10 protein-coding genes and 1 pseudogene are annotated in these 12,474 nt (G+C 70.2%); 6 read left to right on the forward strand and 5 right to left on the reverse strand.

What is annotated here, in order from left to right; translation table 11 throughout:
• Window positions 1–101: 101 nt before the first annotated feature.
• Complete coding sequence (locus B9H04_RS10000) at window positions 102–1,808, reverse strand: COG1361 S-layer family protein (RefSeq protein WP_049929923.1); 1,707 nt, start codon at window positions 1,806–1,808, stop codon at window positions 102–104.
• 166 nt (window positions 1,809–1,974) lie between these two features.
• Here B9H04_RS10000 and B9H04_RS10005 point away from each other — a divergent pair, with 166 nt between their 5' ends.
• Window positions 1,975–2,721 carry a TetR/AcrR family transcriptional regulator gene (locus tag B9H04_RS10005; RefSeq protein WP_049929925.1) on the forward strand — a complete coding sequence of 249 codons (747 nt, stop codon included), beginning with the start codon at window positions 1,975–1,977 and terminating at the stop codon, window positions 2,719–2,721.
• Between the two features lie 60 nt (window positions 2,722–2,781).
• Here the strand turns inward: B9H04_RS10005 and B9H04_RS10010 are convergent, their stop codons facing one another.
• Window positions 2,782–3,483 carry an HD domain-containing protein gene (locus B9H04_RS10010; RefSeq protein ID WP_049929926.1) on the reverse strand — a complete coding sequence of 234 codons (702 nt, stop codon included), beginning with the start codon at window positions 3,481–3,483 and terminating at the stop codon, window positions 2,782–2,784.
• Window positions 3,484–3,656: 173 nt separating this feature from the next.
• Between B9H04_RS10010 and B9H04_RS10015 the strand changes: the two genes are divergently transcribed.
• Entirely contained in the window at window positions 3,657–4,610 is a 954-nt protein-coding gene (locus B9H04_RS10015) for a cation diffusion facilitator family transporter (protein ID WP_049929928.1), read from the forward strand.
• Between the two features lie 67 nt (window positions 4,611–4,677).
• Window positions 4,678–5,412 carry a YqjF family protein gene (locus B9H04_RS10020; RefSeq protein ID WP_049929930.1) on the forward strand — a complete coding sequence of 245 codons (735 nt, stop codon included), beginning with the start codon at window positions 4,678–4,680 and terminating at the stop codon, window positions 5,410–5,412.
• 45 nt (window positions 5,413–5,457) lie between these two features.
• Here the strand turns inward: B9H04_RS10020 and B9H04_RS10025 are convergent, their stop codons facing one another.
• A complete protein-coding gene (locus tag B9H04_RS10025) occupies window positions 5,458–6,753 on the reverse strand; it encodes a Glu/Leu/Phe/Val family dehydrogenase (RefSeq protein WP_049929931.1) in 1,296 nt (431 codons plus the stop codon).
• A gap of 195 nt (window positions 6,754–6,948) precedes the next feature.
• On the opposite strand from B9H04_RS10025, the gene B9H04_RS10030 reads away from it, so the two are divergent.
• Window positions 6,949–7,413: a PH domain-containing protein gene (locus B9H04_RS10030; RefSeq protein WP_049929933.1), complete on the forward strand. Its 465-nt coding sequence runs from the start codon at window positions 6,949–6,951 to the stop codon at window positions 7,411–7,413.
• Window positions 7,410–9,410 (forward strand): PH domain-containing protein, encoded by a 2,001-nt coding sequence (locus B9H04_RS10035; protein ID WP_085682666.1) that lies wholly within the window; start codon window positions 7,410–7,412, stop codon window positions 9,408–9,410. The genes B9H04_RS10030 and B9H04_RS10035 overlap by 4 nt, the downstream gene beginning before the upstream one ends.
• Before the next feature lie 28 nt (window positions 9,411–9,438).
• Here B9H04_RS10035 and B9H04_RS10040 read toward each other — a convergent pair whose 3' ends face one another.
• Window positions 9,439–10,584, reverse strand: a complete 1,146-nt coding sequence (locus tag B9H04_RS10040; protein ID WP_049929935.1) for an acyl-CoA dehydrogenase — start codon at window positions 10,582–10,584, stop codon at window positions 9,439–9,441.
• 177 nt (window positions 10,585–10,761) lie between these two features.
• Between B9H04_RS10040 and B9H04_RS10045 the strand changes: the two genes are divergently transcribed.
• A complete protein-coding gene (locus B9H04_RS10045) occupies window positions 10,762–11,823 on the forward strand; it encodes a phytoene/squalene synthase family protein (protein WP_085682667.1) in 1,062 nt (353 codons plus the stop codon).
• A 50-nt stretch (window positions 11,824–11,873) separates the two neighbouring features.
• On the opposite strand, the pseudogene B9H04_RS10050 reads toward B9H04_RS10045, so the two are convergent.
• Window positions 11,874–12,474: pseudogene (locus tag B9H04_RS10050) on the reverse strand (DEAD/DEAH box helicase); the annotation flags it as partial.

Genomic DNA, 12,474 nt, shown 5'->3' on the forward strand with positions numbered 1-12,474 from the left:
CCGCTGTCCGACGTTCACTCGTCGGCGACGGAAGGCTGGCCGACGGGAAGCGAAGGCGGTGGCGCTCCGTCGCGCGAACGGTGGCGTGTCCCCTCATCGGATCACCGCCGTCGGTACCAGACGGCGCCGCCGGCCGCGGCGACGACGAGCAGGGCGGCGACGGCGATCAGGCCGACGGGGCGCCCGCCGTCGTCGACGGCGGCGGTCACCGTGACCGGGACCTGCGTGATGTCGGAGATGCGGTCGTTGCCCCGCTCGTCCTCGTACCGGAAGTCGAGCTCGATCGGGTGGTCCTCGACGCTCGCCCCCGAAGCGGCGGACACCTCGAACCAGATCTCAGCGGACTCGCCGGGTTCGAGCTCGTCGACGAACGCCTCGTCGTTGACCGCCGTCAGCGGGCTGTCGGCGTAGAGTCCGGCGTTGATCGAGGAGAGCGTCTCCGGCCGCCGGTTCGTGATCGTGGCGTTGATTCGCCGGGTCTCGCCCGCCGTGACGGTGGCGTTCTCGACGGCCAGTTCGAACTCGGGCTGCCGGGGCGCCACCTCGACGCGGCGGGTCTTCTCGACCGAGAGCGTCGCGTCGCCGCTGTCGTACTCGGTGGTGAACCGGAACTGTCGGGGGCCGGGGTCGGCGCTCCCGCTCACGTCGGCGTCGAAGGTGAAGGTCGCCGACTCGCCGGCCGGGATCGTCGGGAGCGCGTACCGGCTCTCGCCGAGGCTCACGCGGTTACTCCCGGAGTCCGCGACGAGGACGGCGTTCTCGACGTCGAGCGGGCCCTCGTTCGTGATCGTGCCGGAGACCGTGCCGGAGTACCCGACTTCGAGCGTGCCGGAGACGTTGCGCAGCGCGAACGACTGCTCACGGATCGGAACGACGCCGGCGCGGGCGGCCGCCGCGGTCGCGTCGATTCCGTTCGGGTCGCGGTAGTCGACGGTCGAGGAGAGCGCGTAGGCGCCGCCGGGGAACGACTCCGCCACGGAGGAGTCGAACGTCACCGTCCGGTTCTCGCCGGGCGCCCAGTCGCCGACGAACGCCTGCCCGCCGCCCTGCCCGAGGGTGACGCCGGGCGCGGTCGTGGTGCCGGAGACGACCGCGTCGCGCGCGGTCTCGTCGCCGACGTTCGACAGCGTGACGGCCACGTCGCCGCTGCCGCCGACCTGCGCGTCGGTGTCGGTCTCGATGACCGCGAAGCGGGCGCCGTCGTCGACGACGATGGTCAGGTCGAAGTCCTCGATCCCGCGGCGGTCCTTGTGGTCGTTGAACTCGGGGATGATCTCGAAGGTGTACCGGTAGCGGGCCGTCGCCTCGACCTCGTACCGGCCGTCGGGCACGTCGTCGGGCACCGTCACGTCGAGCGGCACGGAGACCGGGCTCGCGGCGGTCCGAACGTCTCCGACCGGGATCTTGCCGTCCTCTACGTCGATCGGCACGCCGCCGTCGTCGATCTCGAGGGTGAGCCCGCGAGCGGTGGTGACGCGGGAGTCAAGCTGGTTGCCGATCGACATCTCGCCGGTGTTGACGATGTCGATCGTGAGGGTCGACTCGGCGCCGCTCGGAACCGTCCGCTGGGTGGCGAACAGTTCCAGCACGGGCGACCCGCGGACCTGTCTGGGGGTCGGATTCGACTCCGTCTGCGCGACGGTGCCGTCGGCGGTCGGACCGTCGACTCCCGACAACGCGGCGACGTCGCCGCCGGACGGCGCGCCCGCGCTCGGCGCCGCGGCGCCGGCGAGCGAGACGCCGACGAGCAGTGCGCTCGCCGCGACGACGGCGAGCGCGGCCGTCGCGAGCCGCGTCGGCCGGCTCATCGGTCACCTCCGCCGTCGCTTGGGGTGCGTTTGGTCGCGAACGGCGACCGGTCGTACCGCGGCGGAGCGTGACGAGTCATAGGTTCCTGTCAGTCGCCATCGACATAAGCGTGTTGAATGAACGTTCAATCAGGGCCGATATATAGTCGGCGCCAGTATCCAGAACATGGACGGACCGTTCGCGGAGCCGACGAACACGCGGGAAGCGATCCTCGGCGCGGCGTTCCGCGCGCTCCGGAAGCACGGGTACGCGAGCGTCACGATCCAGCGGATCGGCGACGAGTTCGACAAGAGCCCGTCGCTGGTGTACCACCACTACGACGGCAAAGACGACCTGCTCGTCGACCTCATGGGGTTCCTGCTCGACGAGTTCGAGGCCTCGATTTCCGACAGCGGCGACCCCCCGCCCGTCAGCGGCGGCGACTCGCAGCCGGTCGACGAGTCGGCTCCGAGCGCGAACAGCGACGGCGCCGAGGCGCCTCCGGAGCGCTCGGCCCGGGACGAGCTCGACATCTACCTCACGGCAGCGGTCGATCCCGCGTCCCTCGACGGCGCCTACGCACCGGACGCGCAGTTCGTCACGGTGATGACGGAGCTCCGCGCGCAGGCCGCGAACGACGAGGCGTACCGCGAGCACTTCGACCGCAGCGACCGGGTCTTCGGCGAGTACCTAGAGCGGCTCGTCCGCGAGGCCGCGGCCGAGACGGAGGCGCCCGACGGGCACGCAGCGGGAGCCAGCCCACCATCGGTACCTGTTGAGGAGGTCGTTGCGACCCTCCAGACGTTCGCGACCGGGGGGATGTTCCGCTGGACGACGACCAACGGAGGAGCCTGGGTCGACGATTCCCGCGCCGGGATCGACGGGTACCTCGAACGGGTCCTGCCGCTGGTGGAGACGGACGAAGCGGACTGAGTTCGCTCTCGGCGGCGACTGGCCTCGTTTCCGGCGGCTGCCGGGAGGAAGGGGACCGGTTCAGCGGTCGGTGACGCCGTCGGCGTCCATCTTGGAGACCTCCTCTTCGAGCCACTCGCGGAGCCACTTCACGCGTTTGATCCGCTGGTGGGCGATGCTCTCGGCGGTGTCGGAGACGACGCGGTCGGTATGGTCGTGCGCTCGCTGGAGCACGCGGTCGACCATCTTCGCGGAGTCCATGTGCGTGCGCGACTCGTACCCCATGCGCAACAGCATGAGGACCGCGCCGTTGGCGCCGACCTTGTCGAGCACGTCGGCCTCGATCAGACACCGGCTCTCGAGGGGCACGTCGTCGAGGTCGCCGGTGTACGAGTGGTCGACGACCGCCCCGCACACCTCCTCGATGAACGACTCGGGGTAGTTGCCGCGGCTCTGGAGGTACTCGCGGGTGACGCGCGCGCCGGCCTCCGCGTGGACGTCCTGCTCCGCCTCCAGCTTGGCGACGTCGTGAAAGACGGCCGCGACGCGGACCACGTCCACGTCGGCGCCCTCCGCCTCGGCGATCTCTGTCGCGAGGTCGACGACGTTGAGGATGTGGTTGAACCGGTACGACGCCGAGTGCCAGGGGTACCAGCGCATGCGCCCGCCGTCGTCCTCGCTTTCGACGCTGGCCGCGAGGTAGTCGCGGACGAAGCCTTTCATCTCCTCGAAATCCTCGTCGCTCACCTCCGTTTCCTTAATTTCGACGCCCACCGGGACCACCTCGGGCGAAAAGATCGTGATTCATTACCGTAGGCGAGGAGCGTTTCGGTCTTAGGCGTTACGACGGAGTCTTCGGGCGCGAGACGGCCGTCGCTAGCGGCCGCCTTCCGGCGATGCGGCGAGCGTTGACGCGACGCGAGACGCTTAACAGGGTCGCGGGCGCACCGACTGCTATGTTGAGTCCCTTCGGGAACGACGACCGCGCTCGGTTCCAGCGGGCCGCGGCGGTGAACGTCGCGGGCAACGCGGCGAAGATAGCCGTCGTGGGCGCGACGGGGCTCGCGTTCAACAGCGTGGCGCTGCTGGCCGACGCCGCGCACTCCGTCGCCGACCTCGTCGCCAGCGCGGTCGTGTTCGTCTGGGGGGGATCGCGGTACGAGAGCGCGGACGAGACGCACCCGCACGGCCACCAGCGGATCGAGCCGCTGACGGCGCTGTTCGTCGGCGCGACGGTGGCGGTCCTCGGGCTGCTCCTGTTGCGCGAGTCCGTGCTCGGGTTCGTCGGCCCGGTGGAGGTGCGGGCGAGCCTCCTCCTCGTCGGGGCGCTGCTGTTCGCGATGGCGGACATGTACCTGCTGTATCGGTACACGGAACTGGTGAACGCCGACCTGGGCTCGACGGCGCTCGCCGCCCTCGCGGTCGACTGTCTCAACGACATCTACACCACGATCGCCGCCCTGGTCGGCGTGTTCGGCGTGTTCCTGAACGTGCCCGTTCTCGATCCCGTCGCCGGCGCGCTCGTCAGCCTCCTCGTCGTCTACCAGGGGATCGAGATCGGCCGCGAGAACGTCACGTACCTCGTCGGGGGCGCGCCGCCGCCGGGCGACCGCGAGCGCGTGGTCGCCGCCCTCCGCGACAACCCCGCCGTCGAGGGCGTCCACGACCTGACCGTGTTCTACGACGGAACCGACCTAGAGGTCGAGGTCCACGTCGAGGTCGACGGGGAGATGACGCTCCGAGAGGCCCACAGCGTGGAGACGGAGCTCGTCACGACCCTGCGCGGACTGGAGGACGTCGGCGACGTCCACGTCCACCTCGATCCGTCCGGCCTCGGCGAGTGGAAGGACGCGCCGGAGGCGCCCGACTCCGCGGCCGATCGCGGGGACGACGCCGGCCCGCGAGAGTGACCGTCGGCGGGGGTCCGAAACCGCCGGTGTCGTGCGGGTTTTGCCCCCTCGTCACGTACAGATCGGTATGCTCGGTCGCCGCTGGCTGGAGATGACGTGGCGGGACGGACTGTTCGCACACTGGCCCGTCGACCCGTCGACCGTCGCCGCGGCGCTGCCCGACGGGCTCTCGGTCGCGACTCACGACGGCGACGCGTACCTCGGCGTCGTCCCGTTCGTGATGGAGGACATCCGTCCGCGCGGGGTCCCGCGAGGGCTGTCGTTCCCCGAACTCAACCTCCGGACCTACGTCGAGGGGCCGAACGGTCCCGGCGTCTACTTCCACAGCCTCGACGCCGACGATCGTCTCGGCGTCGCGGTCGCCCGCGGGCTGTTCCGGCTCCCGTACTACCGCGCCGAGACCGACGTTCGGGGCACCGCGGCGAGCGGCGGCGCGGGGCAGGGAGGCGTCGACGCGGACGCGCGCGACGCCGTCCGCTTCGCGAGCCGTCGCGTCCACGAGGGCGTCCCGCACGCGCGGTTCGACGCGACCTACGCGCCGGCCGGCGAGGCGTTCACCCCGGATATCGGGTCGCTGCCGGCGTTTTTACTGGAGAACTACCGGTTCTACACCGCGGGAGAGAGCGGGCGGCTGTACGTGGGCAAGATCGAACACGACCCGTGGACGCTGCGGCCGGCCGAGGCGGATATCCGGGCGAACACGCTGTTCGCGGCGAACGGCTTCGAGGCCCCCGACGGCGACCCGATCCTCCACTACGCCGAGCCGATCGCGGTCACCGCCGACCGGATCAGGCGGGCCTGACGCCGAGCGGAGCGTCCGCGGCCGGAAGCGACCGCGACCAGCCGGCTACGGGAACAGCCCGCGGTACTCGTGGGCCTTCGCGGTGCGCTCCAAGGCGAGCGTGTAGGCGGCGGTCCGCAGGTCGGGGAGCTCCTTCGTGTCGTACTGTTCGACGGTCTTGTCGAAGGCGCTCCCGATGCGCCGCTCAAGCTCGGCGTTAACCGTCTCCAGCGGCCACGAGAACTCCTGCGCGTTCTGGACCCATTCCAGGTAGGAGACGATGACGCCGCCCGCGTTCGCGAGGATGTCCGGCACGACTTGGATGTCGCGCTCGGTGAGCGCCTTGTCGGCCGCGACGGTCGTCGGGCCGTTCGCCGCCTCGACGACCGCCGACGCACGGAGGTCGTCGACGTTGTCGGCGGTGATCACGCCCTCGACGGCGGCCGGGATGAGCACGTCGACGTCGAGCGTGAGCAGCTCCGCGTTGGTGATCTGGTCGGGGTCGTCCCAGCGGGAGTCGGCGGTGCTCGCGCCGCCGCGGATCTCGCCCGCGACATACTCCTCGACCAGTCCGCCGGCGTCGACGTGCGCGCCGAGCGCGGCCACGTCGAGCCCGTCGGGGTCGTAGGCCGCGCCCGACACGTCCGAGGTGGCGACCACGTTGGCGCCCCCCTCGTCGAGGAGTCGGGCCGCGTTCGACCCGACGTTCCCGAATCCCTGAATCGCGATCGTCGCGTCCGACAGGTCGCGGTCGAGGTACTCGAAGAGCCGCTCCGTGACGAGCGAGACGCCGCGACCGGTCGCCTCTACGCGACCCGGCGTCCCGCCGATCTCAAGCGGCTTCCCGGTGACGACCTGCGGGACGGAGTACCCCTCGTACATCGAGTAGGTGTCCATCATCCACGCCATCGTCTGCGGGTTCGTGTTCATGTCCGGCGCGGGCACGTCGATCTCGGGACCGATCATCCGACGGATCCCCTCGGTGTACCGCCGGGTGAGCCGTTCGAGGTCGCGTTCGGTGAGGTCTTTCGGTTCGCAGATCACGCCGCCTTTGGCGCCTCCGTACGGGAGGTCGACCAGGGCAGTCTTCCACGTCATCCACCCGGCGAGCGCCTCGACCTCTCGCTGCGTGACCGTCGGGTGGAACCGAACGCCGCCCTTGAACGGCCCGCGGGCGCTGTCGAACTGACAGCGGTACCCCTCGAACACCTCGACCTCCCCGGACTCCAGCTCCACCGGGAGCGTCACCTTCAGCGTGCGTTCCGGGTGCTTGAGCCGCTCGAACACCCCGTGGTCCACGTCTGCGTACTCCTCGGCGCGGTCCATCTGGGCGAGCATGTTCTCGAACGGATCGTCGGCCATGGCGACCACGACTCGATCGTTCGTGATATTGGTTTCGGCAAGTTTCTCTTTTGATAGATGATAACAATCACGGCAATCGACGCCCGCGGATCGGCGCTCGCACGTCGAAGCCTTCCGGCCACGTCCGACCGGACTTATACGTCGGGGGGAACAAGCCGCGGACATGACACACGGACACGCGACGGGGGACCGTCGATGACGGCACAGACGCTCCATCCCCGAGTCCAGGTCGTGTGGGTCCTCCGCGCGGTGCTGCTGTCTGCGCTCGTCACCGCTCCCTTCGTCGGCGGCGCGTACTTCGAGTACCTCCCGCGGTGGGCACCGGTCGCCGTCGGGGGGGTCGTCCTGACGCTCACCGTCGCCCACGCGCTGTTGCGGTACCGACGCTGGAGCTACGAGATCCGCGAGGACGCGATCTACCTCGACCGCGGGGTGGTCACGCAGGTCCGGACGACGGTACCGCTGGTGCGGATCCAACACGTCGACTCCCGCCGCGGTCCGGTCGAACGGACGGTCGGGCTCGCCTCCTGCGTGGTGTACACCGCCGGATCGCGGGGCGCGGACGTGCGGATCCCGGGACTCACGCCGGACGGCGCGAGCGACCTCCGCGAGGAGTTGAAGCGGCTGGCGATCCGCGCCGACGGGGAGGACGCGGTGTGAAGCTGGCGCCGCAGTCGGTCCCGTACCGCGCGCTCCAGAAGGCGGCCGGGACCGCCGTCGCGCTGTTCGTGATCGTGAACAGCGGCGGCTTCGGGCTCCCGTTGGCGGTCGGCGGGGGCGCCGCCATCCTCCTCGTCACGTTCGCCTACGAGGTCGCGTACTACCGCCGGTTCGAGTACGTCCTCACCGAGGACACGCTCGACATTTCCTCCGGCGTCATCTCGCGACGCGAGCGAGAGATCCCGTACCGGCGGATCCAGAACGTCGACGTGAGCCGCGGCGTGATTCAGCGGGCGATCGGCGTCGCCGCGGTCGACTTAGAGACCGCCGGCGGCTCCAGCACCGAGGGGTCGATCCGCTTCGTCACGCCCGACGAGGCGACGCGGCTCCAGCGCGAAGTCCAGCGCCGGAAGTCCGGACGCGCCAGCCGAGACGACGACGCCGAGGCGTCGGGGACCGACGCCGACGCGGTCGACCCCGGTGGAGACGACGCGTTCGGCCCCGACGAGGAAGTGTTGTTCGCCATCTCGCCCGGCGAGCTCGCCATGGTCGGCGCGCTGTCGTTCGACGGGCGCCTGATCGGGCTGCTGGCGTTCCTCAGCTCCGGGTCGTTCCCGGTGCTGTCGAGCTTCCTGCCGGAGACCTCGGCCGCCGCGCTGACCGCGACCGCGATCGTCGGGGTCGCGGCCCTCTTCATCGCGTCGTGGCTCATCGGCGCGGGCGTCGCCTTCTCGAACTACTACGGGTTCCGGCTCTCGCGGGCCGGCGACGAACTGCGCTACGAACGCGGGCTGTTCCGGCGATACAGCGGGTCGATCCCGACGGAGAAGATCCAGGCGCTGCGGATCACCGACAACCCCGCCAAGCGCGCGCTCGGCTACGCGAGCCTCTCTATCGAGACGGCGGGATACGCCCCCGGACAGGGGAGCGAGTCGGGCAACCAGTCCGCCGTCCCGATCGCCGCCACCGACCGCGTCTACCGGCTCGCACACGAGGTCGAGTCGTTCGGGACGCCGGAGTTCAACCGCCCGCCGAAGCGGATCCGCTGGCGGTACGTCATCCGGTACACGCTGATCGTCGGCGTCCTCACCGGGATCGCGTACGGCGTGAACTGGTACGTGTCGCCGTCGATCCCCTGGTACGGGGCGGCCGCCCTCCTCCTCGCCGTCCCGCCCGCGGCGCACCTGAAGTGGAAACACCGCGGCTACTGGGTCGGCGAGGACCACCTCCTCACGCGGAACGGGTTCTGGAGCCGGACCGTCGCCGTCGTCCCGTACTACCGGATCCAGAACGTGATCGACAGCCGGACCGTGTTCCAGCGCCGGTGGGGCGTGGCGACGATCGTCGCCGACACGGCGGGCACCGGTTCGCTGACCGGCAGCGACGCGGCCGCCGCCGACTTCGAGGTCGGCGAGGCCGAGGCGCTGAAGCAGACCCTCACCGAGCGCCTCGCGACCGCCGGCGCGGCCCGCCGAAGCGACGGGGCCGACTCCTTCGAATGGCTCGACGGCGACGACGGGGGAGAGGACGGAGTCGACGAGACGGACGGAAGCGTCGAGAGTCGCACAGAGGAGGGGAAGCCCGCCGAAGACGAGGAGCCCCCTGGAGGCGAGAAGCCCGCGGGAGACGAGAGGGGCGGCGTCGACGAGGGTGGCGTAGGGAGCGAGGACGCCGGCGACGAACCCGACGACGACGTGGTCGCCGACGCCGAGGCGGACGACGTTGCGAGCGAGGCGTCGTCCGAGGAGGACCTCGATATCCCCGAGGACGGCGTCGTCCGGCCCGACTTCTCGCCGAGCGATCGCGATTACTCGGAGCCCGCGGAACGGATCGACACCGGAGAGTACGCGGTCGACCAGAACCCGTCGGACGCCGACGTGGCGCACGGGCCGGGATCCGGCGAGGAGCGCGAGGCAGACGGAGACGCGGCGGACGGCGATCGCGACATCGCGGACGGCGACCGCGACGGGGAGGGCGAGACTCCAGACGACCGCTGAGGGGCGTGGCCCGCGCGGCCCCGCCCGCTCACTCGTCGAGGAGCTGTTGTGCGATCGTGTTGCGGAGCACTTCGCTCGTTCCCTCGTATATCTCCGAGAGCTTGGCGTCGCGGTAGAACCGCTCCGCGGGGAAGTCCTTGGTGTAGCCGTAGCCGCCGTGGATCTGGATGCCCTCGTTGGCGACCTCCCGGGCGATCTCCGAGGCGTACAGCTTCGCCTGCGCGGCCTCCTTGATGTAGTCCTCGTCGCGCATCTTCAGGTCGGCCGCCTCGTGCATCAGCAGCTCCGCCGCGCGCGCCTTCGTGTCCATGTCGGCGAGCTTGTGCTGGATCGCCTGGAAGTCGGAAATGGGGCGGTCGAACTGTTCGCGCTGTTGGGCGTAGGATTTCGCCTCGTTAAGTGCCGCGCGCGCAATCCCGACCGACCGGGCCGCGATGGTGATGCGCCCGCCGTTGAGCGTCTTCAGCGCGTGGACGAACCCGTCGCCCTCCTCGCCGAGCAGCCGGTCCTCGGGGATCCACATGTCGTCGAACCGGAGCTCCGCGGTCGGACATCCCTTGTCGCCGAGCTTGTCCTCCGTCCCCTCGACGATGAACCCGTCGTCCTCCTCGGGGCGCACGACGAACGAGGAGATGCCGTTCCGGCCGGCGTCGGGGTCGGTCTTGGCGAACAGGGTGACCGTGTCAGCGACGGAGCCGTTCGAGATCCAGAGCTTGCCGCCGTTCACGACGTAGCCGTCGCCGTCGCGTTCCGCGGTGGTCGACATCGCCGGCACGTCGGAGCCGGCCTCCGCCTCCGAGAGGGCGAACGCGCCGATGTCCTCGGCGGTGTTTAACGCGGTGAGGTACTCCTGCTTCTGGGCCTCGTCGCCGAACTCGTAGAGCATGTTGCCGGCCAGCGAGGTGTGGGCGGCGACGACCGTCCCGAGCCCGCCGGAGCCGCGGGAGATCTCTTCGAGCCCGATCGCGTAGCTGTGGTAGTCGAGGCCCGCGCCCTCGTACTCCACCGGGAACGGCATGCCCATGAGACCGAGGTCGGCCATCTTCTCGACCAGGTCGGCGGGGAACTCGTCGGTCTCGTCGATCTCGGCCGCGCGCGGAACGACCTCCTCGTCGACGAACTCCGCGACGGTGTCGCGTATCTGACGCTGCTCTTCGGTGAGCGTGAACTCCATACCCGAGCCTTTGGCCGGGCGGACTTAGCCGTTTCCACACGATTGTACACGGGTCGTCGGTTCGTCGGAGCTGACGGGAGTCGAGTCGTGCGATTTCGGCCGCCCGTCCCGCGGTCGACGCCCGGCGGACGTTCCACGAGGGTTTTTATGCGTTGTGCCGTAAATACCGGCAACTGAATGAGCGGACGAAAACACGGCCCCGGCGAGGCCGACCTCGAGTGGTGTCACGAGGCGGTCCAGGGGGTCTCGCGGACCTTCGCGCTGACTGTCGACGTGTTAGAGGAGCCGATGGCGTCGCAGATCTGCGTCGGCTACCCCCTCTGCCGCGTCGCCGACACGGTCGAGGACGCGGGTCATATCCCGCCGGACGCCCAGAGCGACGTGTTGCGGACGTACCGGCGTTCGATCGATCCGGACGACGAGACGGACATCGCGGCGTTCCGCGCGTCGGTCGACGAGTGGCTGCCCGCGGAGCGCGACGACGATTGGACCGTCGTCGCCGAGGCGCCCACGATCGCTGCGACGTTCGAAGAGCTCGACCCGGAGGCCCAGGATGCCATCGTCCCGCCGGTGTTGGAGATGGTCGACGGGATGGCGATGTTCGTCGAGCGTCACGCGACCGAGGGCGGACTCCGCATCGACGACCGCGACGAGTTGGAACAGTACTGCTACTACGCGGCCGGCACCGTCGGCAACCTCATCACGAACCTGCTCACCCGCGGCGACCTCACCGAGGAGCGCGCGACGCGACTGCGGGAGACCGCCGAGGAGTTCGGCCTCCGCCTCCGGCTCGTCAACGTCTCGAAGGACGTCTACGACGACTACACCGAGGAGAACAACGTCTACCTCCCTGCCGAGTGGCTCGAGGCCGAGGGCGTCGAGCAGGAGCGCGTTGTCCACCCCGAGAACCGCGAGTCGTCCGCGCGGGTCGTCGGCCAGACCGCGGACTACGCCCGCTCGTTCCTCGACGACGCGCAGGCGTACCTGGAGACGATGCCGCTGTCGAACGGGAACACGATGGAGGCGTGGACGGTCCCGTACCTGCTCGCGGTCGGTACCCTCCGAGAGCTCGGGAGCCGCCCGGAAGACGCGCTCACCGAGACCGGCGTGAAGGTGTCCAGACAGGAGGTGTTCGCAGTGATGTCCGCGGCGAGCGACGTCGGCCGCGACTCGCTCGCGGAACTGCGCCAGACCATCGCCCGGACGCCGTTCCACCGCACGGTCGGCTCGGCGGACTGAGCCGCCGCGCGTCGCCGCCGCTTTCGTTTTTCCCCGGCATCCCTCGTCGCTCACAGCCGCGACCGCGCCCGGGACACCGCGGGAACGCGCACGCCCGTCGTCTCCCCGAGCGCCTCGGCCGCGCTCAGCAGCCACTCCGCGCGCTCAACACGGGAGTCGAGGTCGCCCGGACCGATCCGGTACCGCTCGACCAGCTCCTCGACGGTCGCGCCCCCGATCCACTCGTCTAGGATGCGGGCGGTCTTCACCGACTCCAGCCACCCCTCGAAGTCGTCCGGGTCGGTCATGTCCGTCGTCAGCTGTGCGGCGTTGCTCCGGGCGAACTGGTAGATGTCGGCCCGCTCGGCGTTGCCGAGGTAGGTGTCCTGCATGTCCGGCGTGTCGCAGATCACCTCGAAGGCGGTGAGCGTCGTCGCCTCGGACAGGTCGGCCGCCGCGCGGAGGCCGGCGACGATCCGCTCGCCGGTCTCCGGGCGGACGTACTGCTTCGAGGTCGTCTCGCCGACCGCCGTCGCGACGAGGCGGTAGTCCTCGACCCCGCCCGTCTCCCGCGCGACCATCTCGGCCGCAACGAGATCGTCGACCGCGACGGCGACGGCGTCGGCGAGCCCGCCCGCCCCCGCCTCCCGCGCGTCGACCGTCCCCTCGAAC

It is taken from the genome of Halorubrum ezzemoulense DSM 17463 (assembly GCF_002114285.1).
GTDB lineage: Archaea > Halobacteriota > Halobacteria > Halobacteriales > Haloferacaceae > Halorubrum > Halorubrum ezzemoulense.